General features: G+C 60.7%; 26 protein-coding genes. 13 read left to right on the top strand and 13 right to left on the bottom strand.

Annotation, left to right across the window (positions count from 1 at the left end; genetic code table 11):
• Window positions 1-848 precede the first annotated feature (848 nt).
• Window positions 849-1,433, bottom strand: a complete 585-nt coding sequence (locus tag DK391_RS08820; RefSeq protein ID WP_109477630.1) for a phasin family protein — start codon at window positions 1,431-1,433, stop codon at window positions 849-851.
• Between the two features lie 768 nt (window positions 1,434-2,201).
• On the opposite strand from DK391_RS08820, the gene pbpG reads away from it, so the two are divergent.
• A complete protein-coding gene (gene pbpG, locus DK391_RS08830) occupies window positions 2,202-3,368 on the top strand; it encodes a D-alanyl-D-alanine endopeptidase (protein ID WP_109477632.1) in 1,167 nt (388 codons plus the stop codon).
• Window positions 3,369-3,440: 72 nt separating this feature from the next.
• Here the strand turns inward: pbpG and DK391_RS08835 are convergent, their stop codons facing one another.
• Window positions 3,441-4,253 (bottom strand): IclR family transcriptional regulator, encoded by an 813-nt coding sequence (locus DK391_RS08835; protein ID WP_109477633.1) that lies wholly within the window; start codon window positions 4,251-4,253, stop codon window positions 3,441-3,443.
• 189 nt (window positions 4,254-4,442) lie between these two features.
• Between DK391_RS08835 and DK391_RS08840 the strand changes: the two genes are divergently transcribed.
• Window positions 4,443-5,165 (top strand): (Fe-S)-binding protein, encoded by a 723-nt coding sequence (locus DK391_RS08840; protein ID WP_109477634.1) that lies wholly within the window; start codon window positions 4,443-4,445, stop codon window positions 5,163-5,165.
• A gap of 70 nt (window positions 5,166-5,235) precedes the next feature.
• Entirely contained in the window at window positions 5,236-6,648 is a 1,413-nt protein-coding gene (locus DK391_RS08845) for a LutB/LldF family L-lactate oxidation iron-sulfur protein (protein ID WP_109477635.1), read from the top strand.
• Window positions 6,649-6,746: 98 nt separating this feature from the next.
• Here DK391_RS08845 and DK391_RS08850 read toward each other — a convergent pair whose 3' ends face one another.
• A complete protein-coding gene (locus DK391_RS08850; protein ID WP_109477636.1) occupies window positions 6,747-7,298 on the bottom strand; it encodes a hypothetical protein in 552 nt (183 codons plus the stop codon).
• Between the two features lie 276 nt (window positions 7,299-7,574).
• Here DK391_RS08850 and DK391_RS08855 point away from each other — a divergent pair, with 276 nt between their 5' ends.
• The 10 genes from DK391_RS08855 to iscX all read left to right on the top strand — a co-directional run bounded on the left by DK391_RS08855 (window position 7,575) and on the right by iscX (window position 14,564).
• Entirely contained in the window at window positions 7,575-7,802 is a 228-nt protein-coding gene (locus DK391_RS08855; protein WP_109477637.1) for a hypothetical protein, read from the top strand.
• A 104-nt stretch (window positions 7,803-7,906) separates the two neighbouring features.
• Window positions 7,907-8,434, top strand: coding sequence for a low molecular weight protein-tyrosine-phosphatase (locus DK391_RS08860; RefSeq protein WP_109477638.1), 528 nt, complete (start codon window positions 7,907-7,909; stop codon window positions 8,432-8,434).
• 110 nt (window positions 8,435-8,544) lie between these two features.
• Entirely contained in the window at window positions 8,545-9,069 is a 525-nt protein-coding gene (iscR, locus tag DK391_RS08865; protein WP_012400853.1) for a Fe-S cluster assembly transcriptional regulator IscR, read from the top strand.
• A gap of 66 nt (window positions 9,070-9,135) precedes the next feature.
• Window positions 9,136-10,359: an IscS subfamily cysteine desulfurase gene (locus DK391_RS08870; RefSeq protein ID WP_109477639.1), complete on the top strand. Its 1,224-nt coding sequence runs from the start codon at window positions 9,136-9,138 to the stop codon at window positions 10,357-10,359.
• A gap of 62 nt (window positions 10,360-10,421) precedes the next feature.
• Window positions 10,422-10,838: a Fe-S cluster assembly scaffold IscU gene (iscU, locus tag DK391_RS08875; RefSeq protein ID WP_109477640.1), complete on the top strand. Its 417-nt coding sequence runs from the start codon at window positions 10,422-10,424 to the stop codon at window positions 10,836-10,838.
• 144 nt (window positions 10,839-10,982) lie between these two features.
• Window positions 10,983-11,306, top strand: a complete 324-nt coding sequence (gene iscA / locus DK391_RS08880) for an iron-sulfur cluster assembly protein IscA (protein WP_109477641.1) — start codon at window positions 10,983-10,985, stop codon at window positions 11,304-11,306.
• Window positions 11,307-11,420: 114 nt separating this feature from the next.
• Window positions 11,421-11,948, top strand: a complete 528-nt coding sequence (gene hscB, locus DK391_RS08885; protein ID WP_109477642.1) for a Fe-S protein assembly co-chaperone HscB — start codon at window positions 11,421-11,423, stop codon at window positions 11,946-11,948.
• A gap of 82 nt (window positions 11,949-12,030) precedes the next feature.
• Window positions 12,031-13,902, top strand: coding sequence for a Fe-S protein assembly chaperone HscA (hscA, locus tag DK391_RS08890; RefSeq protein ID WP_109477643.1), 1,872 nt, complete (start codon window positions 12,031-12,033; stop codon window positions 13,900-13,902).
• 107 nt (window positions 13,903-14,009) lie between these two features.
• Window positions 14,010-14,351 (top strand): ISC system 2Fe-2S type ferredoxin, encoded by a 342-nt coding sequence (fdx, locus tag DK391_RS08895; RefSeq protein ID WP_109477644.1) that lies wholly within the window; start codon window positions 14,010-14,012, stop codon window positions 14,349-14,351.
• A 15-nt stretch (window positions 14,352-14,366) separates the two neighbouring features.
• Entirely contained in the window at window positions 14,367-14,564 is a 198-nt protein-coding gene (gene iscX / locus DK391_RS08900; RefSeq protein ID WP_007586799.1) for a Fe-S cluster assembly protein IscX, read from the top strand.
• A gap of 87 nt (window positions 14,565-14,651) precedes the next feature.
• Here the strand turns inward: iscX and DK391_RS08905 are convergent, their stop codons facing one another.
• From DK391_RS08905 to DK391_RS08950, 10 genes are all read right to left on the bottom strand, one after another.
• On the bottom strand, window positions 14,652-15,419 hold the full coding sequence (locus DK391_RS08905) for a glycine zipper 2TM domain-containing protein (protein WP_109477645.1): 768 nt from the start codon (window positions 15,417-15,419) through the stop codon (window positions 14,652-14,654).
• A gap of 371 nt (window positions 15,420-15,790) precedes the next feature.
• On the bottom strand, window positions 15,791-17,329 hold the full coding sequence (lysS, locus tag DK391_RS08910; protein ID WP_109477646.1) for a lysine--tRNA ligase: 1,539 nt from the start codon (window positions 17,327-17,329) through the stop codon (window positions 15,791-15,793).
• A gap of 114 nt (window positions 17,330-17,443) precedes the next feature.
• A protein-coding gene (gene prfB / locus DK391_RS08915; RefSeq protein ID WP_109477647.1) for a peptide chain release factor 2 occupies window positions 17,444-18,548 on the bottom strand; the annotation gives its coding sequence in 2 pieces (ribosomal slippage) (window positions 17,444-18,466 and window positions 18,468-18,548; 1,104 coding nt in all).
• Window positions 18,549-19,348: 800 nt separating this feature from the next.
• Window positions 19,349-19,942, bottom strand: coding sequence for a YigZ family protein (locus DK391_RS08920; RefSeq protein ID WP_109477648.1), 594 nt, complete (start codon window positions 19,940-19,942; stop codon window positions 19,349-19,351).
• Between the two features lie 271 nt (window positions 19,943-20,213).
• Window positions 20,214-21,266, bottom strand: a complete 1,053-nt coding sequence (locus DK391_RS08925; RefSeq protein WP_109477649.1) for a site-specific integrase — start codon at window positions 21,264-21,266, stop codon at window positions 20,214-20,216.
• Between the two features lie 272 nt (window positions 21,267-21,538).
• Window positions 21,539-21,991 (bottom strand): HNH endonuclease, encoded by a 453-nt coding sequence (locus DK391_RS08930; protein WP_204117320.1) that lies wholly within the window; start codon window positions 21,989-21,991, stop codon window positions 21,539-21,541.
• Window positions 21,988-22,626 carry a hypothetical protein gene (locus DK391_RS44820; RefSeq protein ID WP_204117321.1) on the bottom strand — a complete coding sequence of 213 codons (639 nt, stop codon included), beginning with the start codon at window positions 22,624-22,626 and terminating at the stop codon, window positions 21,988-21,990. The genes DK391_RS08930 and DK391_RS44820 overlap by 4 nt, the downstream gene beginning before the upstream one ends.
• A gap of 56 nt (window positions 22,627-22,682) precedes the next feature.
• A complete protein-coding gene (locus tag DK391_RS08940; RefSeq protein ID WP_109477650.1) occupies window positions 22,683-22,943 on the bottom strand; it encodes a hypothetical protein in 261 nt (86 codons plus the stop codon).
• Window positions 22,940-23,491, bottom strand: coding sequence for a hypothetical protein (locus DK391_RS08945; RefSeq protein ID WP_109477651.1), 552 nt, complete (start codon window positions 23,489-23,491; stop codon window positions 22,940-22,942). Before DK391_RS08945 ends, DK391_RS08940 begins: the two co-directional genes overlap by 4 nt.
• Before the next feature lie 130 nt (window positions 23,492-23,621).
• A complete protein-coding gene (locus DK391_RS08950; RefSeq protein ID WP_109477652.1) occupies window positions 23,622-24,116 on the bottom strand; it encodes a hypothetical protein in 495 nt (164 codons plus the stop codon).
• Window positions 24,117-24,154 lie beyond the last annotated feature (38 nt).

The raw sequence follows: 24,154 nt of genomic DNA on the forward strand, positions 1-24,154 counted from the left end.
TGCCTGCGGGCCCCCGACGGTTCCTATCCTTCACACGGCAACCTCTCAGTCCCCGCCCGTTGCCATCGTTTCGAATATTCGCCTACCCCACTTCACTCACCCGTAGCGCCGCGTGCGGCAGCGAAGCGCATATGCAGCCCAGGTGGCAAACGGTGTGTAGGTTGTCGCGCATTCTGCGTCGGCGATCCTACAAGACACACCGCCTTTGCTTTTCAGTCCGGAGTGAAGCGTATAAGGCGCGACAGCCGACACACCGTTTGCCACCTGGGCGGCCGTGGACTGACTGGTAAGGTCCGATGAGACGCGGGTGTTTGAAGAGGGTGATGCGCCCTTAAAGAGCGCTGGCAGCGGGCATCAAGAAGAGTGATGCCGTGCGAAGGATAGGACCGGTGGGGGACCCGCAGGCAAGGACCGTAGTGGGTGGTGTTCAGCGGCTTTCTTTTGCCTACTTTTCTTTGCCGCGGCAAAGAAAAGTAGGTGCTGCCCCGCACAGGGGCGACGCGTGAGGTACCACTAACAAACCGCGGACGCCATCGAAGAAACCAAAAACAACAAGCCCAACCTCAAAGCCGCCAGCAAGGCAAACCAAAAACCCAAAACCAAAACCCAAAACCTGGTGAACCCAGTGAGCCAAAAAAAAATCCCGGCCTAAGCCGGGGAAACGATACGCTGTTTAACGTATCGGAGCGTCTGGCCGCTCGGTCGTCGAAGTAAATATCGACACCCAGCGGCGCTGTTCATCCACCGCCAGTCACTTCGACAAGTGTATCTCGCGGCTGCGCGCCGACAGATGATGGGGCATCCGTCAACGCGCAGGTGAAGCCCGATCCGTTGAATCCGTTACGTTATTAGACAGCAGCCTTCTTGGCCGAAGCTGCCGTACGCGAAGCCTGTGCTGCAGCTTGCGACGCAGCCTTCGATGCAGCCGTAGCAGCCGCATTGAAGTTGCTTTCAGCGATTTCGACAGCTTGCTTCGTTGCCTTGTGAACCGTTTCGTACGTCGTGTTAGCCGCCGTGATGGCCGACTTGATCACGGCGACAGCCGTTTCCGAACCAGCCGGTGCGTTCTTCGCGACGTTCTCGACGAGTGTCTGCACCTTCTTGTTCTGCTCTTCGTATTGCGCTTCAGCAACACGTGCGAATTCAGCTTGCGTAGCCGATGCGATTTCGTACAGGTGACGGCCATACGACAGAACCTTCTCTGCCACCGGTTGCGTCAGGCTCGCTTGCAGCGCGAGCAATTCCTGCGCGTCCTTCACCGACAGCGCGCGTTGTGCATTTTCCTGGCCTTCAGCGATCGTCGACTTGACGACTTGCAGATTCAGCTCGACCAGCTTTTCGACGCCTTCGAATGCCTTCGACGTCAGGCCGAACAGCGTTTCGAGGTTGGCCTTCTGGGCTGCGGCGAATTGCTCGGGGGTCAGCAGAGTCATGTTTTACGCTCCTGGAATACCGGCCCGTCTGGCGCGGACCGAGTTGGGTTAACTGCAGAAGTCAATGGAATCGCTGGTCCGCAGGTCATTGTGCGTCGCAGCAATGGTTCCCATTTTAGGATGCTGCCGATGGATGTCAAGCACTATTTTGTGCAACGCACAACGCATAGAAATTACTAATAAAACAATACGTTATGTAGCGTTTATGACATTGTGGTGAAGCGCATGCACATTAGGGTTTGCACCGATGTGGTGCCGCAAAAATCGTGGTCTCCCAAGCCAGTACAGGCTTAGGAACACGCCGACGGCGCGTTTCCGAGCAAAAAGGTAAAATTCTCAGGTAAACCGAAAACCGTAGCGGAACGTTAAAACTCCAACCCGGTCGAATGCGCGGCATGCAGATTCCGGTAGTCGCTTAATAGTTGGCTTCCAGGTGTCCTGTATGTGTGTATCGGTGCGGCAGGAATTGTGCTTCGGACGCTTGTGGCGAGTCGTATTGCCATCCGTACGCGACCGTACTTCCCCTGATCAAGTTTGTGTCGAAGATGCCGATATGCTGAACGAGTGAGACTTCTTCAGCGACATTGGCGATGGCCTTGTGTCGGCGCGTCATTGGTATTTTCGATTGTGTACGTGCATCTCATTGCCTTTTCTCAATCGGGCCTGACAACTCGGTTTAAGGACAGTCGATAAGTGCTTAATATTGCTAATTTTTAACTGTTTTACTACACTGGCGGAAACTCTCTCGCCGCTCCAACCAGAACACCAATGAAAACCGACATGTTTTCGTCACTGAAAGTGATGCACGGCGCGGCGCTCAGCACCGCTCTGTCGGTGGCCGCCTCGGTGGTCATCGCAGCGGCTTTTGCCGCGCCGGTGGACGCATTCGCCGCTTCCGCCACGGCTCCTGCCAAGTCTGCCAAGGCTGGCAAGAAGTCGTCGAAGAAGGCAGCCGCCGAGAAAGTCTCCAGCAAGTCGTCGAGCGCCGCGAAGGTCGCAGCGAAAGATGACGACGACCAGCCCCGCACCGTCTCGAAGAAGCGCCGTGTGTCGTACTCGATGAACGGCCGCCATCATTCCGTCGTGCGCCGCGTCGCGTTCGAACCGCGTCAGCCGTCCGTCGGCACCGCGTTCGGCCTGCACGAAACGCCTGACGCGCTCGCGCTGCGTTCGAGCGTCGCGTACGTGGTCGACCAGAACACGTCGGAGTCGCTGTTCGACAAGAACTCGCGCGCCGTCGTGCCCATCGCGTCGATCACCAAGCTGATGACGGCGATGGTCGTGCTCGATTCGAAGGCGGCCATGACCGAACAGGTCGAAGTCACGGACGAAGACCGCGATTACGAGAAGAACACGGGCTCGCGTCTGTCGGTTGGCTCGGTGCTGTCGCGTGAAGACATGCTGCATATCGCGCTGATGGCGTCGGAAAATCGTGCGGCGGCTGCGCTGTCGCGTTATTTCCCGGGCGGCCGTCCGGCGTTCATGGCCGCGATGAATGCGAAGGCGAAGGCGCTCGGCATGACCGACACGCACTTCGAAAACCCGACGGGCCTGACGAGCCAGAACGTGTCCAGCGCACGTGATCTCGTGAAGATGGTCAACGCTGCGTATCAGTACCCGATGATCCGCAAGTTCTCGACCGATCGCAGCTACGAGGTGTACACCGGCAAGCGCACGATCGCGTACAACAGCACGAATGCGCTGGTGCGCAATCCGTCGTGGGACATCGGTCTGCAGAAGACGGGCTTCATCAACGAAGCGGGTGAGTGCCTCGTGATGCAGGCCACCATTCATGATCGTCCGATGATCATGGTGCTGCTCGATTCGTCGGGCAAGTACTCGCGTTTCGCCGATGCGCAGCGTCTGCGCACGTGGCTCGACAACGGCGGCGAACAGCGCATCACGAGCGCGGACGCCAACGGTGCCGGCACCTGAGCGACAGCAGCGTCTTAAGAAAAAAGCCCCGCAATGCGGGGCTTTTTTTATTGCGCTGATGCTAAGCGACGATTAGTGCGGCGCCGACTGTGCGGCAGCGCTGGCGTGCTGAACCTGCGGGTGATAACCGAGCGATTCGGAAATCACCAGTGCCGTCTTGCTCAACTGACCAAGCCACGAATCCTGCAGGCGGTCAGCGGGTGCGGACAGCGACAGACCCGCGACGAGCTTGCCCGTGTCGTCGTAAATACCGGCTGCGATGCAGCGCACGCCGAGTTCGAGTTCTTCGTTGTCACGCGCGCAAGCCTGCTGGCGCACGTGCGACAGTTCGCGCTCCAGCTTGCTGAGATCGGTGATGCTGTTTTGCGTGTGGCCCGACAGGCCGGTGCGTGTGGCGTAAGCGCGCACGCGGGTGGATTCGTCGGCGGCGAGGAACAGCTTGCCGACGGAAGTCAGATGCAGCGGCGCGCGGCCGCCGATCGCCCGCACGACCTGCATGCCCGAGCGTTCAGAATAAGCGCGTTCGATATAAACGATCTCGTCGCCCTGACGCACGGAGAGATTCACCGTCTGGCCTGTCAGCCGGTGCAGTTCGCGCATCGGCATCAGCGCCGCGTCGCGCACCGACAGGCGCGCCTTGACGAGATTGCCCAGTTCGAGCAACCGCATGCCGAGACGATAGGTGCCGGGATCCGAACGATCCACCAGCCGGCAGGTCACCATGTCGTTCAGAATGCGATGGGCGGTGGACGGATGAAGATCGGTGCGCAGCGCGAGTTCCTTCAGGCTGACCGGGTCGCTATGCGCGGCGAGGGCATCCAGCAGGCGCATCATGCGCTCGATCACCTGGATCGACGTTTTGGGGTCCGGGCTGGTATCGCTCATAAGACTAAACGGTTGACGCGTCAAACAGCGGAAAACCGATTGTATCTCGTATTGTGAAATAAGCGAACGCCGTTGGAGACGGTCCTCGAATCTCAATATCTGGCGGTTCATTGCGCATAGGGGCCGTTACGCGTTGGTATTGCGCGCCAAACAGCGGATAATCGGGGACGTTTCCCCGGAGGAGCACACATGCGAGTCGGTTTTTTCGTCACCTGCCTGATCGATCTGATGCGCCCCGAAATCGGCTGTTCCGCGCTCAAACTGATCGAGCGGGCGGGCGTCGAGGTGTTCGTGCCGCCGGCGCAAACGTGCTGCGGACAACCCGCCTACAACTCGGGCGACCGCCGCATCGCGCGCGATCTCGCCGAAAAGACGCTGCGCGAATTCGAGCAATACGACTATGTGGTGGTGCCGTCCGGTTCGTGCGGCGGCATGATACGCGCGCACTACGGCGATCTGTTCGCCGACGATCCTGAGCTGATGGGCCGCTATTCGCGTTTGCGTCCGAAGGTTTTTGAACTCACCGATTTTCTCGCCAATGTCGCGAAGATCGAGCTGACGCCGGGCGAATTCCAGGGTCCGGTGACGTATCACGATTCCTGCTCGGGCTTGCGCGAACTCGGCGTCAAGCAGCAGCCGCGCGATCTGCTCGCACAGGCGGGCGTCGCCGTGACGGAGATGAAGGACTGCGAGCACTGCTGCGGTTTCGGCGGCACCTTTGCGCTGAAGTTCGGTGATATTTCGACGGCCATCGTCGATGAAAAATGCGCGAATATTCAGGCAAGCGGTGCGCCAGCCGTCGTGCTCGGCGATCTCGGCTGCATGCTGAATATCGAAGGGCGCTTGCGTCGCACGGGCGACACCACCACGCGCGTGCTGCATATCGCGCAGGTGCTGGCCGGTGACGCCTGAGCAGCCAGCCGTTGCAGATGTTCGTCTGACTCGCCGCAGATCATCTACATAACCGATCCCCAAGGCCGTCATGCAAGTCCAAACGATGCAGTTCAAGGCGCGCGCAGGCCAGAAACTCGCCGACCAGCGCCTTCAGCAGAACCTCACCAAGCTATCGACGAAGTTCGTGTCGGCGCGCGCTTCTGCCATGACCGCGATCGACTTTGCCGCCACGCGCGCCGCGCTGAAGGAACGCCGCAATCGCGCGCTGGAGAACCTCGACGTCTGGCTCGAAACCTTCGAGCGTGAAGCGACGCGCCGCGGCGTCACCGTGCTGTTCGCCGAGACGACAGCGGAAGCGGCGAAGCTCGTCGCCGACATCGCGCGCAAGCACGACGTGAAGAAGGTGATCAAGACGAAGTCGATGGTGTCCGAGGAGATGCGTCTGAACGAGGTGCTCGGACAGATGGGCGTGCAGTCGATCGAAACCGATCTCGGCGAATACATCCTGCAGATCAACGACAACGAGCCGCCGAGCCACATCATCGCGCCCGTCGTTCACAAGGATAAGGAAGAGATCGCCGATCTGTTCGCGAAGACGCACCAGAAGCCGCGCCTGACGGAAATCCCGGAGATGACGCGCGAAGCGCGCGAGATGCTGCGCCCGCATTTCATGACGGCCGACATGGGCGTGACGGGCGGCAATTTCGTGATCGCGGAGACGGGCTCCGTCGCGCTCGTGACCAACGAGGGCAACGAGGGCATGTGTACCGTGATGCCGCGCGTGCACGTCGCCGTGACGGGCATCGAAAAGGTGCTGCCTACACTGGAAGATCTCGCGACGGCCATGCGTCTGTTGCCGCGTTCGGCGACGGGGCAGGACGTGTCGAACTATTTCTCCGTGCTGACCGGCCCGCGCCGCGAGGGCGATCAGGACGGGCCGGAACATATGTATGTGGTGCTCGTCGATGGCGGGCGCACGGGGCTGATCGGCGGCGATTTTCAGGAGATGCTGCGCTGTATCCGTTGCGGCGCGTGCATGAACCATTGCCCTGTGTATCAGAAGGTCGGCGGACATACGTACGGATGGGTGTATCCGGGGCCGATGGGTTCCGTGTTGACGCCGAGCTACGTCGGCATCGAAAAGGCGATCGATCTGCCGCAGGCCGCGACGCTCTGCGGCGAATGCAACAGCGTGTGTCCCGTCGGCATTCCGTTGTCGGATCTGCTGCGCAAGCTGCGCGAGCGGCAGATGGAACGGCATCTGCGTCCGTGGCAGGAGCGTTTCGGACTGGCCGTCTGGGGCTATCTGGCGATGCGTCCGGCGGCATATGGGCTGCTTACCAAAGTCGCAGTGCGGATTCTCGAACGCATGGGTGGCAACCGGAAGTCGATCGCGAAGCTGCCGCTCGGCGCGGGGTGGACCAATACGCGTGACATGCCGGCGCCCGTCGGCCGTACGTTCCGCGAGCTATACGCGGCGAGCAAGACGCATATCGGTTAGCGCGCGCACGCTTTCGGGCGTCGATACGAAAAGAGGCTGCATCGCGTCTGCGATGCAGCCTCTTTTTTCGCCGTCATTCGACCCAATATGTCGGGAGGTTAGTGCCAGGTGCTGCTTCCATCACCACGTCTCGGCTGACGAGGCGACCCAACGCCGCTTCCCCGATTGTCACCGCCCTGTGGCTGTTGCCCCGCGCCCGCCTGCACGGGCGGACGGTTGCCATGCCAGCCACCTGAATTGCCGCCCGGATTGGGCGGCGGGGGCGGGTTGCTTGCCTGCGGCGGCTGACCGCGCGGCGGTCCGCCGCCGTTGTTGCCGTTGTTCCCTGGCCGGCCGCCGTTGCCATTCCAGTGTCCGTGGTTGTTGTTGTTGTTGTTGTTGTAATTGCCGCGGTCATAACCACGATTGCCGCAATAGCGACGATCGTAGTCAGGTCCGGAGTTTCCGCCGAAGCCGAGGAACAGGCTCGATTGCACGGGCGGTTCCGCATAGCCATAAGCCGGAGCGGGCGCGCCGTAGCCGTCGTAGTAGCCGCCGTCGTAACCATAGGCGGGCTGGCCGCCATACGGATAAGCCGCGCAACCACCCAGCGCAGCCACCGCGCACACGACGGCAGCAACAGGAACGAGAGAAGGAATAGAACGTTTCATTTGAGTGTTAAGACAAGCGAGAGGCGCGTTGTCTGTATCCATACCGCTAGTTGTAGCGCTACTTGATGATTACCTGTGTGTGCTTTTGTAAGGATTTCTTTCGGCAACCGAAAGACTACCTGAGCACGATGCGCGCCGCTCGCGCGATCTCACTGTTCACTTGTACGCAACGGAGTGTTTGGCTGGCGCGGGTTTATCCGGATTGCGTGTTCATCTACCATTTCGACTGGGCAAAGTGCGTCTGTGCACCACAGCCCGCTTTAAGAGAACGACATCATGAGAAAGAAAATATCGGTGTACTGGCCTTTGGCCGTGGTCGTGCCGCTTGCGGCTGTTGCTTACCTGCATCTGTATAACGGCGCGGCTGCGCAGTCGCCTTTGGCAGCAGAGCGCGTATCGGCTGAACTGGCGCGCACGGTTTCGTATGGTTTTGTCGGCGGCGACGTCGCGATGCCGGCAGATACGATGCCCGCAACCGCCCGCATGCCCGCGCAAGCCATGTAATCCGCCGCGCTGGCGCGCTGCGGGCGTGATTTTGCACGCCTTTGTATAATCGCGGCACTGTTTTACCACTTGTGACAATTGCGGCTGAGCCGCTCAGCCATCGAATGAAAACTGTCGCCATCTGCTTCGTGTGCCTTGGGAACATTTGCCGTTCCCCGACTGCAGAAGGCGTGATGCGTCACCTGTTGGCAGAAGCGAAGCTCGCCGATCGCGTGATCGTGGATTCGGCAGGCACAGGTGACTGGCATATCGGTGAAGCGCCGGATGAACGCGCGCAACGCGCCGCAAAAAGCCGCGGCTACGATCTGTCAGCGCTGCGCGGCCGTCAGATTGCCGCAGCGGATTTCGAGCGCTTCGATCTGATCATCGCGATGGACGACAAGAATGTCGCCTCGCTCAGACAAATCTCCCCGCCTGCACAGCGCGACAAGATTCGTCTGCTGATGGAATTTGCGACGGCCGCCAGTGCGACCGACGCAAACGGCGCGGAAAAACGCGCGCCAGGTTTCGATGCACGCGAAGTCGTCGATCCGTATTTCGGCGGCGGCGAGGGCTTCGAGATCGTGCTGGACCAGTGCGAAGCCGCCTGCCGTGGCCTGATCGCGGTGTTGCGGCCCCAATTGACCCTGTAAGACAAGTTCTCGTTAAGTAAATGACCCATATCGAGATAGGGATACTTGACTAAATCTGTCATGTATTTATACTTGACCAAACTTGTCGAGAATTGCGGTTCCCACCACATATGAGACTCACCACGAAAGGCCGTTTCGCCGTCACGGCGATGATCGACCTGGCATTGCGCCAGGAGCAGGGCCCGGTGACGCTTGCAGGTATCAGCCAGCGCCAGCACATCTCCCTGTCCTACCTCGAGCAGCTGTTTGGCAAGCTGCGCCGTCACGAGATCGTCGAATCCGTGCGCGGGCCGGGCGGCGGCTACAACCTCGCGCGCCGCGCGGAGGATGTGACGGTCGCGGACATCATCATCGCCGTCGACGAACCGCTCGATGCCACCCAATGCGGCGGCAAGGGTTCGTGTGAAGGCACGAAGCATCACGACGGCCACTGCATGACGCATGAACTGTGGTCGACGCTGAACCAGAAGATGGTCGAGTATCTCGACTCCGTTTCCCTGAAAGACCTGGTCGACCAGCAACGCTCGCGCGAAGGCGCGACGGCGGTGCTGCGCGACCGTCGCACCGAAGCGCCCGCTGTCGAGCCGCGCGCGGTGCCGAAAGGGCCGAATTCCGTTTTCAACATGGCTGGCTGACAGCGCGCGCCCAGACGCGAACGCCAGCAAGTGAAGCCATAAGCACTGATGTCCCCGGAGCGATTGATGAACAACGACATTCCCCACCTGCCCATTTACATGGACTACAGCGCAACGACGCCCGTCGATCCGCGCGTGGTGGACAAGATGATTCCGTACCTGCGTGAGCAGTTCGGCAACCCGGCCTCGCGCAGCCACGCCTACGGCTGGGACGCGGAACGTGCCGTCGAGGAAGCGCGTGAGAACGTCGCCGCGCTCGTCAACGCCGACCCGCGCGAAATCATCTGGACGTCGGGCGCGACGGAATCGGACAACCTCGCCATCAAGGGCGCGGCGCACTTCTACAAGGGCAAGGGCAAGCACATCATCACGGTGAAGACCGAGCACAAGGCTGTGCTCGACACCACGCGTGAGCTGGAGCGCGAAGGCTACGAAGTCACGTATCTCGACGTCAAGGATGACGGCCTGATCGACCTCGACGTGTTCAAGGCTGCGCTGCGCCCGGACACGATCCTCGTCTCCGTGATGCACGTGAACAATGAGATCGGCGTGGTGCAGGACATCGGCACGATCGGTGAAATCTGCCGCGAGAAGGGCATCATTTTCCACGTCGACGCTGCACAGTCGACGGGCAAGGTCGAAATCGACCTGCAGAAGCTGAAGGTCGACCTGATGTCGTTTTCGGCGCACAAGACGTACGGCCCGAAGGGCATCGGTGCGCTGTACGTGCGACGCAAGCCGCGCGTGCGTATCGAAGCGCAGATGCATGGCGGCGGTCACGAGCGCGGCATGCGTTCGGGCACGCTGGCGACGCACCAGATCGTCGGCATGGGCGAAGCGTTCCGTATCGCGCGTGAAGAAATGGCGACGGAAAACGAACGCGTCCGCGCACTGCGCGACAAGCTGCTGCGCGGTCTGCAAGAGATCGAAGAAACGTATGTGAACGGCGACATGGAAAAGCGTGTCCCGCACAACCTGAACATCAGCTTCAACTTCGTCGAAGGTGAATCGCTGATCATGGCGGTGAAGGACGTGGCCGTGTCGTCGGGCTCGGCCTGTACGTCGGCGTCGCTGGAACCGTCGTATGTGTTGCGCGCACTCGGCCGCAACGACGAGCTGGCACACAGCTCGATCCGCTTCACGGTCGGCCGCTTCACGACGGAGCAGGACGTCGATTACGTCATCAACCTGCTGAAGAGCAAGATTGCGAAGCTGCGCGATCTGTCGCCGCTGTGGGAAATGCACAAGGACGGCATCGATATTTCGACCATCCAGTGGGCCGCGCACTAAGCGCATCAGGCACCCGGGCAGTCGAAACGAACGCAGGTTGAATCGAATCAAGGAGTCACAAAATGGCATACAGCGATAAGGTCCTGGACCACTACGAAAACCCCCGCAACGTCGGTTCGTTCGCGAAAGACGACGATGCAGTCGGCACCGGCATGGTCGGCGCGCCCGCTTGCGGCGACGTGATGAAGCTGCAGATCCGCGTCGGCGCGGACGGCGTGATCGAAGCCGCGAAGTTCAAGACGTACGGCTGCGGTTCGGCCATCGCGTCGAGCTCGCTCGTCACGGAATGGGTGAAGGGCTTGACGCTCGACCAGGCACTGACCATCAAGAACACGCAGATCGCCGAAGAACTGGCGCTGCCGCCCGTGAAAATCCACTGCTCGATCCTCGCGGAAGACGCGATCAAGGCAGCGGTCGCTGACTACAAGCAGCGTCACGGCGAAACGGCTGGCGAAGCGAAGGCTGAGCAGTCGGCTTAAGCAGCGTTGCGGATAAACGCGCAACAGTGGCACGGCGCAGCGCCGGAGACTTGAATCCGACGCGCGTCGCAACGATATAAGAAGCAGGCAGGGTCGCGACATGCATCGTGATGAACGACGGCGTGCCGCACATTGAGAAACGCTATGGCAATTACGTTGACCGAAAAGGCAGCACAACACGTGCAGAAATATCTGACCCGGCGCGGCAAGGGCGTCGGGCTTCGGCTCGGTGTGCGCACGACGGGTTGCTCGGGCCTCGCATACAAGCTCGAGTACGTCGATGAACTCGCGCCCGAAGACGAAATCTTCGAATGCAATGGCGTGAAGATCATTGTGGACCCGAAGAGCCTCGCGTATATCGACGGCACGGAACTCGATTTCGCACGTGAAGGGCTGAACGAAGGCTTCAGGTTCAACAACCCGAACGTGAAGGACGAGTGCGGCTGCGGCGAATCGTTCCGCGTGTAAACGCGCGAGTCATGCTGAAAAGGCGGCCTGTGCCGCCTTTTTTCAATTTCGCCGCGCACTTGCGCGTCACATTGCGGCGCTGATCTGCGCGCTCTGGATGGACAAAGTAATCTGATGGCCTCGCTGAACGACAGTCACTTCGAACTCTTCAATCTGCCCGAACAATTCGCGCTCGACGCTGCGGCGCTCGATCACGCGTATCGTACGGTGCAGGCGCAGGTGCATCCCGATCGCTTCGCGGCGGCAGGCGACGCGCAAAAGCGCATCGCGATGCAATGGGCGACGCGCACGAACGAGGCGTATCAGACGCTGCGCGATCCGCTCAAACGCGCGCGCTATCTGCTGTCGCTGCGCGGCATCGATGTCGGCGCGGAGAACAACACGGCGATGGAGCCGGCGTTTCTGATGCAGCAGATGGAGTGGCGTGAGGCGATCGAAGATGCATCGGCGGCGAAGAATGTCGACGCGCTTGACGCGCTGCTCACAGAACTGCGCGACGAAGAGAAAGTGCGTTTCACCAAGCTGGCCGGCTTGCTCGACAGCGGCTCGAATCAGGCAGCGGGCGAGGCGGTGCGGCAACTGATGTTCATCGAACGCGTGGCTGCCGAAATCGGCACGCAGATCGAGCGGCTCGATAACTGACGCCGCGCGACAGACTGCGCATTCATCACGCGAACACATATGATCAGGACCGGGGCGAAGCAAGCCCCGAAGAAGATTCCAGATGGCTTTACTGCAAATCTCTGAACCGGGCATGGCGCCCGCGCCGCATCAGCGGCGTCTCGCGGTCGGTATCGACCTGGGTACCACCAATTCCCTCGTAGCGGCTGTGCGCAGCGGCGTGCCCGATGTGCTGCCTGACGAAGACGGCCACTATCTGCTGCCGTCCGTCGTGCGGTATCTGGAGAAGGGCGGACGGCGCATCGGCCGTGCGGCGAAGGCGGAAGCCGCCAGCGATCCGCGCAACACGATCGTCTCCGTCAAGCGCTTCATGGGGCGCGGCAAGAGCGAAGTCGAACACGCGGAAAACGCGCCGTACGATTTCGTCGATGCGCCGGGCATGGTGCAGATCCGTACCATCGACGGCGTGAAAAGCCCGGTCGAAGTGTCGGCGGAAATTCTCGCGACGCTGCGTTACCGCGCGGAAGACACGCTCGGCGACGAACTGGTCGGCGCAGTTATCACGGTGCCCGCGTATTTCGACGAAGCGCAGCGCCAGGCGACCAAAGATGCCGCGCGTCTCGCCGGCCTGAACGTGCTGCGTTTGCTGAACGAACCGACGGCGGCCGCGATCGCATATGGTCTCGATAACGGCTCGGAAGGTCTGTACGCGGTGTACGACCTAGGCGGCGGCACGTTCGACCTGTCGATTCTCAAGCTGACGAAGGGCGTTTTCGAAGTGCTCGCAGCGGGCGGCGATTCGGCGCTCGGCGGCGATGACTTCGATCACGCGTTGTATCGTCATGTGCTCGAAAAAGCGAACGTGTCCGCGCAGTCGCTGACGCCGGAAGACGTGCGCCTGTTGCTCGACACCGTGCGCGTGACGAAGGAAGCGTTGTCGTCGGCCGCGAGCGCGCCGGGTCAGGCCACGCTCGCGAGCGGCGCAAAGATCGACGTCACCGTCGATGAAGCAGCATTCGAAGCTATCACGCAAGCGCTCGTTCAGCGCACGCTCGGCCCCACGAAGAAGGCACTGCGCGACGCAAAGCTGACGCCCGCCGACATCAACGGTGTCGTGCTGGTGGGCGGCGCGACGCGTATGCCGGTGATCCGACGTGCGGTCGAAAACTACTTCGGCCAGCCGCCGCTGACCAATCTCGACCCGGATCAGGTCGTCGCGCTCGGCGCGGCCATCCAGGCGGATCTGCTTGCCGGCAACCGCGGTGCCGACGGCGACGACTGGCTGCTGCTCGACGTGATTCCGCTGTCGCTCGGCGTCGAAACGATGGGCGGCCTGACGGAAAAGATCATCCCGCGCAATTCGACCATTCCCGTCGCGCGCGCGCAGGAGTTCACTACCTTCAAGGACGGCCAGACGGCGATGGCGATTCACGTCGTCCAGGGCGAGCGCGAACTCGTCTCCGATTGCCGTTCGCTCGCTCGCTTCGAACTGCGCGGCATTCCGCCGATGGCAGCGGGCGCGGCGCGCATCCGTGTGACGTATCAGGTCGATGCGGACGGTCTGCTGTCCGTGTTCGCACGCGAGCAGCATTCGGGCGTGGAAGCATCGGTGGTGGTGAAGCCGTCGTACGGTCTCGCCGATGACGACGTCGCGCGCATGCTCGAAGACAGCTTCAAGACGGCCGAAATCGATATGCGCGCGCGTGCGTTGCGTGAAGCGCAGGTCGAGGCGCAACGCCTGATCGAAGCGACGGAAGCGGCACTTGCCGCCGACGGCGAACTGCTCGACGCCGACGAACGCACGGCGCTCAATGGCCTCGTCGATGCGCTGCGCGCTGTCGCACCCAGCGACGACGCCGACGCGATCGAAGCGGCAACGAAAACGCTCGCCGAAGGCACCGACGAATTCGCCGCTCGCCGGATGGACAAGAGCATTCGCCGCGCGCTCGCGGGCCGCAAGCTCGACGAAATCTGATTCACGCGGCGCGCGCCAAAATCGGCCGCGCCACCAGTAAAATGGTACGGTGCCTGCAGGGCGGCGTCCGTGCCACACAGACCAGACCCGAACAGAACGGAATTTGTATGCCTCAAATCGTTGTGCTGCCTCACGTCGAACTGTGCCCGGATGGCGCGGTCATCGACGCTGTGCCGGGCAAGAGCATCTGCGACACCTTGCTCGACAATGGCATCGAGATCGAGCATGCGTGCGAGAAGTCCTGCGCATGCACCACCTGCCACGTGATCGTGCGTGAGGGTTTTAACGCACTGGAGCCGTCGGAAGAACTCGAGGATGATCTGCTCGACAAGGCATGGGGTCTCGAGCGCGAATCGCGTCTGTCGTGCCAGGCGATCGTGCCGGAAGGCGACGATCTCGTCGTCGAGATTCCGCGTTATACGATCAACCACGCGAAGGAAAATCACTAACAGGAGCCAGCAGCCATGAAGTGGACCGACACGCAAGACATCGCGATGGCCTTGACCGACAAGCACCCGGAGATCGATCCGCAACAGGTGCGCTTCACCGATCTGCACCGCTGGGTGATGGAGCTCGACGGTTTCGACGACGATCCCAATCGTTCGAACGAGAAGATTCTCGAAGCGATCCAGGCGGCATGGATCGAAGACGCGGATTATTGATCGCGGCAAAGAAAAAGGCGGCTTCTGTGGAAGCCGCCTTTTTTCATGCCTGAGCGTTCGTGCTCAGCGATAGCGCGCCGACCGGGTTCAACCCGCGACGAGCGAGCCGTTCTCGATCCGCACGCGCTGGCCTTGCTGGAACGGCGGCGCTTCGTGGTACGTGAAGTAGCGTGGCTTGCCGCTTTCCATGTGCACACGGACCGAATAGCTGGTCGTGCTGCGCAGATGCTTCTCGACCGAATTGCCTGCCAGGCCGCCGCCGAGCGCGCCCAGCAGCGTCATCGCCGTACGGCCACCGCCGCTGCCAAACTGGTTGCCGACGACACCACCCGCCACCGCACCGCCGACCGCGCCGATCCCCGTGCCGTGGCCTTCCTGCCGCACGGCGGAAATCGCTTCAACGGTGCCGCACGTCGAGCAATACGCCGGACGCGCCGGTTCTTGCTGAGCGTATTGAGGCTGTTGCGCATATTGCTGGTTCGGCGCCGGAGCACGTTGTGCCTGCTGTGCAGCGGCCTGAGCGGCTGCAGCCTGAGATTGAGCCTGCTGCTGCGCCTGTTCAGCCTGTTGCGCCTGAGCCTGCTGCTGGGCGGCTTGCTGTTCCGCCTGTTGCTGCTGCGCGACCGACGGCTGCTGGGCACTCAGCGCGGCAGGCTGGGCCGTATCGACGACGGGCTGCTGTTGCTGCGTCACTGCGGCCGCCTGCATCTGGTCGCTTTGCGCACCGTTGCTCGATGCTTTCGGGAACAGCCCTGTCACGGCAGCCGTCGCCGCGAGACTGGCGATGATGACAGCACCCGCTGCAACGGCAACGAGGGGATGAAGACGGCGTGGCGATGGGTTCGGATTATCCATGGTTGTAGGCCTCCGACTAGGCAGATTGGACCTTTAGAAAATGGTTGAATCGCAGTGGCAAGCCGCATGGCGGCTAACCGGTATAAGTGTCGGACACGCGGCTTTAGCCAGGGTTTCAATTTGTAACCGCTGGCGAGTGCAACACTCAGTTCCACTCAATGCAAAAAGTGCGCCGAACGGCGAGAGCCGCGCTGCGTCTGGCTTTCAGCGCGCCGACGTGGAAGCGGAGGGTATCTGGCGTGCGCATTTTTTACCGGTAGTTACAACCGATATTGCGCATGGAGAGGGAGCAGAGGAGGGCGCACCGCGCATGATCGATCGAACGATAATCATGCGCGGATGATGTCGCTAAATGCAGATAGCTGCGGAGATCAGTCTTCGCGGCGCAGATGCGGGAACAGGATCACGTCGCGGATGCTCGGGCTATCGGTGAGCAGCATCACCAGACGGTCGATGCCGATACCGCAGCCACCGGCAGGCGGCATGCCGTATTCGAGCGCACGGATATAGTCGGCGTCGTAGTACATCGCTTCCTCGTCGCCGGCGTCTTTCTGATCGACCTGCTTCTTGAAGCGCGCGGCCTGATCTTCGGGATCGTTCAGTTCCGAGAAGCCGTTGGCGATTTCGCGGCCCGTGATGAACAGCTCATAACGCTCGGTGATGCCATCGACGGTATCCGACGCGCGCGCGAGCGGCGACACTTCCACCGGGTAATCGATGATGAAGGTCGGCTCCCACAACTGCGCTTCCGCCGTCTCTTCGAACAGCGCCAGTTGCAGCGCGCCGATGCCTGCGTTCAGGAACTGCGGCTGGTTGGCGTCGACGCCAAACTTCTTCAGCTCCGTGCGCAGGAACGTGCCGTCCGCGAGTTGCGCATCGGTGTATTGCGGCGCGTACTTCTGGATGGCTTGCGTGATGGTCAGGCGATGGAACGGCTTCGCCAGATCGAGTTCGCGGCCCTGATACGTGATGGTCGCGTTGCCGAGTGCATCGACGGCGGCCTGACGGATCAGTTGTTCGGTGAAGTCCATCAGCCACTTGTAGTCGGTGTACGCGGCGTAGAACTCCATCATCGTGAATTCCGGATTGTGACGCGGCGACACGCCCTCGTTACGGAAATTCCGGTTGATCTCGCACACGCGCTCGAAGCCACCGACCACGAGGCGCTTCAGGTAAAGCTCGGGCGCGATACGCAGGAACATCTGCATATCCAGCGCGTTGTGATGCGTGACGAACGGCTTGGCTGCCGCGCCGCCCGGGATCGGGTGCAGCATCGGCGTTTCGACTTCCATGAAGTCGGCGTCGGCCATGAACTTGCGGATCGACGACACGGCCTTGGTGCGCGCGACGAAGGTCTTGCGCGCTTCGTCCGTGACGATCAGGTCGACATAGCGCTGGCGATAGCGCATTTCCTGGTCGGCAAGACCGTGGAACTTGTCCGGCAGCGGACGCAGCGCCTTCGACAGCAGACGCAGTTCCGTGCAGCGCACGGACAGTTCGCCCTTGTTGGTGCGGAACAGCACGCCCTTCGCGGCGACGATGTCGCCGAGATCCCACTTCTTGAAGGCTTCATACGTTGCTTCGCCGACATCGGCGGGCGTGATGAAGAACTGGATCTGGCCCGAGCCGTCGCGCACCGTCGCAAAGCTGGCCTTGCCCATCACGCGCTTGAGCATCATCCGGCCGGCCAGCGCGACTTGCAGCGCTTTCGCTTCGAGCGCGTCCTTGTCGGCGTCCGCGTATTCCGTTTGCAGATCGGCGGCGTGGTGGGTCGGACGGAAGTCGTTCGGGTAGGCGACGCCTTGCTCGCGCAGCGCGCGCAGCTTTTCGCGGCGCTCGGCGATGATCTGGTTGTCGTCCACCTCGGCGGCGGTCTGCTGGGCCGCAATCGGCTGGGTCGGTTCGGTCATGGTGATGAGTTCGGTGTTCGGTGCGTCCTGATGCGCGTGATGCTTGTCATGGCGGCAGGGCGCGGGCGGTGAAAAATGCGGCGCGGCAGAGAAACCATGCCGCGCCGGCTGCGCTTAGATGCCCTGTTTCAGGCTCGCGCTGATGAACGGATCGAGGTCGCCATCGAGCACGCTCTTCGTGTTGCTGATTTCGACGTTAGTGCGCAGATCCTTGATGCGGCTGTTGTCGAGCACGTACGAACGGATCTGGTGACCCCAGCCCACGTCCGACTTGCCCGCTTCGAGCTTGTCCTGTTCCGACTGGCGCTTGCGCATTTCGGCTTCGTACAGGCGCGACTTCAGCATCGCCATCGCTTCGGCGCGGTTACGGTGCTGCGAGCGGTCGTTCTGACACTGCACGACGATACCCGACGGAACGTGCGTGATACGCACGGCGGAGTCGGTCTTGTTGATGTGCTGACCGCCCGCGCCCGACGCGCGGTAGGTATCGATACGCAGATCGGCCGGATTGACTTCGATCTCGAACGATTCGTCGATTTCGGGGTACACGAACACCGACGAGAACGACGTATGGCGACCGCCCGACGAATCGAACGGCGACTTGCGCACGAGGCGGTGAATGCCTGTTTCGGTACGCAGGAAGCCGTACGCGTATTCGCCTTCGACCTTGATGGTCGCGCTCTTGATGCCGGCGACATCGCCTTCCGATTCTTCGAGCACTTCCGTCTTGAAGCCTTTGCGTTCGCAGTAGCGCAGGTACTGGCGCAGCAGCATCGAGGCCCAGTCGCACGCTTCCGTGCCGCCGGCGCCTGCCTGGATGTCGATGAACGCGTTGTTCGGATCGGCCGGGTTCGAGAACATCCGGCGGAATTCCATGTCGGCGACGCGCGCTTCGAGTTTGGCGGCGTCTTCTTCGACCGCGACGAGGGTGTCTTCGTCGCCTTCCTCGCGCGCCATGTCGAACAGGTCTTTGGTGTCGCGCAGGTCGTTATCGAGCGCGCCCAGCACGTCGACGACGCCTTCGAGCAGCTTCTTTTCCTTGCCGAGTGCCTGGGCGTGCTTCGAGTCGTTCCAGACGTTCGGGTCTTCCAGTTCCCTGTTGACTTCGATCAGCCGTACCGACTTGGCATCGTAGTCAAAGATACCCCCGGAGCTCGCCTGCGCGTGTGCTCAGGTCTGCCAGAGAGGAGTCGATTGCGTTCAGGCGTTCCGCTTCCATGTTGAATCCAGTTTCTTGATGAATGGGGTGGGGCTTTTTTTGTTTTGTCTGCGGTGTTGGGGGTTGGGTTTGGTTTTGCTCTGCTTTGCTTTGCTTTTGCTGGCATCCGCGGTTTGATACTGGTACTTCACGCGTCGCCCCTGTGCGGGGCAGCACCTACTTTTCTTTGCCGCGGCAAAGAAAAGTAGGCAAAAGAAAGCCGCTGAACACCGCTAACTCTTCTTCCTGCCTGCGGGCCCCCAGCCGGTCCTATCCTTCATGCGGCATCGTTCTTCCCGACGCCCGCTACCAACGCTTCGAATAACCGCATCACCCGGTTCAAACTCCCGCGTCACAGCGTGCCTTACCAGTCAGTCCACGGCCGCCCAGGTGGCAAACTGTGTGTCGGTTGTCGCGGCGTATGCGCATCACTCCGGACTGAAAAGCAAGGGCGGTGTCGTAGGATCGCTCGCGCGGGAAGGACTACGACCTACACACCGTTTGCCACCTGGGCTGCATTGACGAGTCGCTGCCGCTTGCGGCGCTACGGATGATTGAAGCGGGTGATGCATCTATTCGGAGCGTTGGCAACAAGCAAGGACTCGCGCGTTGCCGTTTGAAGTATAGGACCGGTCGGGGGCCCGCAGGCAATAACAAGCATTGGCGGTGTTAGCCCGCTTTCTTTGCTTACTTTCTTTGCGGCGGCAAAGAAAGTAAGTGCCGCCCCGCACAGGGGCAACGCATGAAGAACCGATACCAAACCGCGGATGCCAGCGAACAGCGACAAACCGCGGATGCCAGCGAACAGCGATAATCCACCTTCAAACATCATCAAAAAACCCAGCCCGCCCCTGCGTAATATCCCTCAACGCATCACGAGAAACATCAACCGCATTAACCGGCATCTGCACAGTCAACACCACACTCATCCCATAAGCACTCGCATCGAGAACAAACCCTTCCTGCTCGATCCAGCGCCGCACGCGCGCCTCATCCGGATATCCGATTTCAACAGACAGCAACGCCAGCGGAATCCGCTCCACCCGTGGCGCATCCTGCAGCGCAGTCGCGATCGCATCGGTATAAGCCCGCACCAGCCCGCCCGCACCTAGCTTCACGCCACCGTAATACCGCACCACAGCGGCCAGCACGCCATCGAGATCATGATGACGCAACACTTCGAGTATCGGGCGTCCCGCGGTGCCGGACGGTTCTCCGTCGTCGGACATGCCTGACTGTCCGCCCGCGAGCAATGCCCAGCAGACGTGCGTGGCGGTGGGATGCAATTCGCGCAGGCGACGCAGTTCTTCCATCGCAGCATCGCGGTCGGCGACGGGAATCGCGTAGGCGATAAAGCGGCTTTTGCGGATTTCGAGTTCCGCCTCGAGCGATGAGGGAAGCGTAAAGGTCGGCAAGGCGAGCGTCAGTGGTTTCAGGAGGTGTGGCCAGGGTCGCTATCTTAGCGGATACATACGCAAGGCCCGGCAGCAAGCGCATGGCACTATTTTGACGCATCTTGAAACAGTCTCTTGTTAACTTGTGTGATGACGCGTCCGCGGCTCAGGCCGATAATGCACTTCATGGCGGATCTAGCTCTGGCTGGGGCGATGCCGGACTCCTCATCCGGCGCGATCCGTCTTCCCATTTTCGATCCAGCGCTGCTGGATCGCCTGCTGCATAAGGCTTCTAGCCAACTTTCCTGACCACTGCGCCCGAAGTATCCGGCGCCGGCTGTGCCCAGAACGTGACCGTGTTCGCGTGCTGCGACAGCTGGTCAGGCGCCAGGTGTGCATAACGCAGCACCATGTCGTAATCGGCCCATCCGCCCAGTTCCTTCAGCACATTCAGCGGTGTGCCGTTCTGCACGTGCCAGCTTGCCCACGTGTGCCGTGTATCGTGGAAGCGAAACGGCAGTACGCCAGCCTTCTCACACGCGCGACGCCACTGCGGGAAGTCTGACTTCTGCCGGGGCGCGTCGTTGTTCACAAACACGAACTTCTCATGCTTGCCGAGCTGGCGCCGGATGACTGCGACGGCCGCATCGTTGAGTGGCACGCCGATCGGCTTCTTTCCCTTCGCCTGATCCGGATGAATCCACGCGCGCCGCCGTACGAGCTCCACCTGCGCCCACTCAAGATACGAAATGTTTTTCCAACGTAAGCCCGTGTTGAAAGCCATTTCGGTGATGTCGCGCAGCCATGTCGTCGGTATCGCCACGAGTAGCGATCGCGCCTGCTCAGGGGTGATCCAGCGAATCCGACTGTTCGACACCGGCGTTTCCTTCAGTTTGGGCGCAACGTCCAGCCATTCCCACTTCACTGCCGAGTTAAACATACCGCGAATCGTCGCAAGATAACGGTTGCGCGTGCTCGTGCTAACCTTCTGACCTTTACGGTACTTGCGTTGGTCTTCAACCGGCAATGCATCGAAGACTTCCGCGCGGGTGATGGTATGGAGCGCTCGTCCGGCTAACAGGCCGCCAAACCCGGCCAGATGGCGCTCCTTACTCTCATAGTCCCTTTTCTCCGATTCTTCGGCGAGGTAACGAATCGCCGCCTCCTCGAATAGCCGTGCGGGCTTTTCTCCCAACTTCGCAGACCGCCACAACTCGGCTTTCACCTTGTCGTGGTACTCCTGTGCTTCCTTGCGGTCCTGCGTGCCACAAGAGCGGCGAATTCGCTCACCGCTCGGGGTGCGGATGTCAATGTTCCAGACACCGCCGCGCTTTCGGATAGACATACCTTTCTCTCCTGTTCCGTCCGCGCCGGTCGGCGCTCATTGTATCCCTGGACAGCTTCCCTCAATTTTTCCGGCCAAATCCGCCAGACCGATCCGATCTGGAAGAAGCCGAGTTCCTCGCGGCGCGCGTAGACCGTCCCATAGGAGACGCGCAGCAGCTGCGCTGCCTCACGGAGCGTCATGGCGCGCTCGCCGATCACAGGTATGTCGCTCATTTCAGGCCCCAGTGTCGTCGCGTAGTTTCGATGATGCGTTCTGCTGCCGACTTCATGTCACTTCCAGCCATCGCCAGTTACGATCCGATAAATTGTTGACTTGTGAACGCCATACCGTCTCGCCAGAGACGCGCAACTGGCTGTTTCGCTGTTAGCGACGTAAAGGCGTCGAATTTCTTCGACTTGATTTCTCGTGAGTATCGAGGAGCCGTGTTTTTCGCCGGTTGGGTTCCTGTGACGCTCCACCATGTCTTTCATGTTCTCGGTGTGCGTCCCAAGAATCAGGTGGCGTGGATTGATGCAAGAACGGTTATCACAAGTATGACGAACCTCCAGCCCAACAATCGATTCGATACTTATGCCGTTGTGCTGGCAGTATGCGAGACGATGGGCTGTTCTGTTTTTCCCCTCGAAACCAACGACCCCATATCCATCGCGCTTCCGGTAACCGCCCCATTCGATACAGGGATCGCCGGGAGCAGCGCACTCGATTTTGCTGTTCTCGCTCACGCTTCCTCCTTGTCGCTGGCTGTGGCGCTATCAGAGGCGCGGAGAGCCGCATCCCCGTCGATGCCCGGGCGCATGTTGGTTTTGCCGAACATGTTCCGATGCCAGTTTGCGCATGCGGCGGCAGTCGTGATGATGAGGTGTTCGGCCTTTTCAACGTTTCCAGCGGCGTGCGCGTGAAGCGCCTTTCCGCCGAGATGGCCGACTAGCCAGAACCAATCAGCCGGTGTTTTCCCCGCATCGTGTTCGCTACCCCAGCGCTGACGTTGATGCTCGCCCTCAATGCTCACGGCCTTCAGGAAGTCATCAGCATGCGGCGTGTTGATGATCGCGTTCAGGCGATCAACCTCGGCTTGCAGATTCGTCAGCTTCTGCTCGCTAGCGGCTGGAGGGGCGGTGAGGGATTTATGCAACGCGACGAAATCTGCGTATCGAACAAAGTCACCGTCGTCGTAATCTGGATAAACTCCGCCGCCTTCGCCGCTGCTTTCGCTGAATCTCTCTACGTTCGGCATCGGCGCCGGCTCGCCTGCCGCCGCTTCGGATGCACGGGCTTCCAGTTCGGCGACGCGTGCAATTGCCACGTCATAGTCTTCCTTGCGTACCCAATCACCATAGCCGTCTTTGTCTTCGGTCATGTGATATCCGCCGTAGCAGAAGGGCGAGCATCCCGCGCAGTCGAATGTTTTTACGGTCACTTTGGATCTCCCACGGTGCTCTCGACGGCCGCGATAGACGCGACCCGCGCAGCTTCAAATTCCGCGCGCCTGATGCTGACCACAAACACGACGTTTTCCCACTCGCCGGTCGCGATGTCTCGCATTGACACGCAATCGGTACCGAACGAGATATCGACATAGCCACGTCGCTGCTTTGCGCTCGTGATGGATTCGTGCAGGACCTGGACGGCGACGTTGTCGACGCCGACGCGATGAATCAGTTCGTCGAGTTTCACAATCCCCTCTCGTCGCTTGTAGAGAGTGAGTTCAGCGGCCTCCAATGCGTAGCACCGCGCACGTCAGGCGCAACGAAACAGCCGCAATGCGGAGGGTTGTATCTTTCATCCGTCACATAAAAATAGTTTGCAACGCGTTGGACCCTGACTTCTCCTTGCGGATAGTGCCAGTGCGGATTGTTGCCGGGCGGTCGAAAAGCACCCCCCTTGACGAAGAATTCACCATTTTTGGGTGCTGTCGCAATCGGTCGCCATTCGCCCATGTCCGAACTCAACTCTCTGGCATAACGTTGTTGCAGCGTTTCTCCGTCGTAGGTAGGCATTTGCTTCTCCGTTGTGCGTTTGCTCACCACGAGCCTAGCTTCATAGGCGCGCAGAACTGCGGTGCCGAATGCGATCTCGAATTCCAGTAAGTTATAAAAATCGCCCGGAAACATTTCTCTACCGGGAGCATTGGCGGCCTTGACGATGTCTGCTGCCTCTGCATCGGTCAGCCTCTGCCAGCTACCGGGCACGTTGACTTCGCCGTCATTTGTTCTATCGTTCATATCTCACCTTGCGACCACGCGGAGGTCGTCATGGAGGGGGAATGGATCAACGGTTGGCTTTGCATTCGTTGCAATTTCGAAGTGCCTTTCAAGGCCGAAGCCATCGGTATCGACGATTTCGGCATCTATTTCATCTGCCCGCGCTGCCGACGACGCAATCAGCTTGAGAGCCTTGGCCATCGGAATGGCGCGCTTTTGCTGCGTCAGACTGGCAAGTAGGCTCGTCTACAGAGCCGAGACGTTCCTGGATGGCCTCGATCTCCTCGCGCGCGCCAAGCCACCAGTCAGCACCGCGCGTGAGAACGAGTTTGATGAACCAGTGCAAAACAACCGCCTGTTCGTCTTCGGACTTCCTCTTTACATCCATGCCGCCGGCGCGAAGCACATGTGCGACGGGAGCACATTTGAAGTTCGGCCATCCGAGCACATCGCGGAGATCGTCGGTTAGCTCGTCCGGATACACCATCGGTACAGCGATCGGCGCAGAAAGCAGGGCGTCGATGCGCTCGAGCAGATCTGTGGTCGTGTTGAGCGTGACAATGTGCTCGCTGCGGTTCGGATGTCCATTTTTGTCATAGCGTTTGAGTGCAGCCAGCTCGCGCAGCAGTTCGATTGCGGTGTCCATATGCTCCTCAGAACAGTTCGCCCTGGGCGGGCTGAGAT

The sequence above is a fragment of the Paraburkholderia sp. C35 genome (assembly GCF_003121405.1).
Taxonomy (GTDB): domain Bacteria; phylum Pseudomonadota; class Gammaproteobacteria; order Burkholderiales; family Burkholderiaceae; genus Paraburkholderia.

Coding starts and splice junctions, on each gene's coding strand:
- DK391_RS08820 (WP_109477630.1), bottom strand. CDS start 1,433: ATGACTCTGCTGACCCCCGAGCAATTCGCCGCAGCCCAGAAGGCCAAC.
- pbpG (WP_109477632.1), top strand. CDS start 2,202: ATGAAAACCGACATGTTTTCGTCACTGAAAGTGATGCACGGCGCGGCG.
- DK391_RS08835 (WP_109477633.1), bottom strand. CDS start 4,253: ATGAGCGATACCAGCCCGGACCCCAAAACGTCGATCCAGGTGATCGAG.
- DK391_RS08840 (WP_109477634.1), top strand. CDS start 4,443: ATGCGAGTCGGTTTTTTCGTCACCTGCCTGATCGATCTGATGCGCCCC.
- DK391_RS08845 (WP_109477635.1), top strand. CDS start 5,236: ATGCAAGTCCAAACGATGCAGTTCAAGGCGCGCGCAGGCCAGAAACTC.
- DK391_RS08850 (WP_109477636.1), bottom strand. CDS start 7,298: ATGAAACGTTCTATTCCTTCTCTCGTTCCTGTTGCTGCCGTCGTGTGC.
- DK391_RS08855 (WP_109477637.1), top strand. CDS start 7,575: ATGAGAAAGAAAATATCGGTGTACTGGCCTTTGGCCGTGGTCGTGCCG.
- DK391_RS08860 (WP_109477638.1), top strand. CDS start 7,907: ATGAAAACTGTCGCCATCTGCTTCGTGTGCCTTGGGAACATTTGCCGT.
- iscR (WP_012400853.1), top strand. CDS start 8,545: ATGAGACTCACCACGAAAGGCCGTTTCGCCGTCACGGCGATGATCGAC.
- DK391_RS08870 (WP_109477639.1), top strand. CDS start 9,136: ATGAACAACGACATTCCCCACCTGCCCATTTACATGGACTACAGCGCA.
- iscU (WP_109477640.1), top strand. CDS start 10,422: ATGGCATACAGCGATAAGGTCCTGGACCACTACGAAAACCCCCGCAAC.
- iscA (WP_109477641.1), top strand. CDS start 10,983: ATGGCAATTACGTTGACCGAAAAGGCAGCACAACACGTGCAGAAATAT.
- hscB (WP_109477642.1), top strand. CDS start 11,421: ATGGCCTCGCTGAACGACAGTCACTTCGAACTCTTCAATCTGCCCGAA.
- hscA (WP_109477643.1), top strand. CDS start 12,031: ATGGCTTTACTGCAAATCTCTGAACCGGGCATGGCGCCCGCGCCGCAT.
- fdx (WP_109477644.1), top strand. CDS start 14,010: ATGCCTCAAATCGTTGTGCTGCCTCACGTCGAACTGTGCCCGGATGGC.
- iscX (WP_007586799.1), top strand. CDS start 14,367: ATGAAGTGGACCGACACGCAAGACATCGCGATGGCCTTGACCGACAAG.
- DK391_RS08905 (WP_109477645.1), bottom strand. CDS start 15,419: ATGGATAATCCGAACCCATCGCCACGCCGTCTTCATCCCCTCGTTGCC.
- lysS (WP_109477646.1), bottom strand. CDS start 17,329: ATGACCGAACCGACCCAGCCGATTGCGGCCCAGCAGACCGCCGCCGAG.
- DK391_RS08925 (WP_109477649.1), bottom strand. CDS start 21,266: ATGTCTATCCGAAAGCGCGGCGGTGTCTGGAACATTGACATCCGCACC.
- DK391_RS44820 (WP_204117321.1), bottom strand. CDS start 22,626: ATGACCGAAGACAAAGACGGCTATGGTGATTGGGTACGCAAGGAAGAC.
- DK391_RS08945 (WP_109477651.1), bottom strand. CDS start 23,491: ATGAACGATAGAACAAATGACGGCGAAGTCAACGTGCCCGGTAGCTGG.
- DK391_RS08950 (WP_109477652.1), bottom strand. CDS start 24,116: ATGGACACCGCAATCGAACTGCTGCGCGAGCTGGCTGCACTCAAACGC.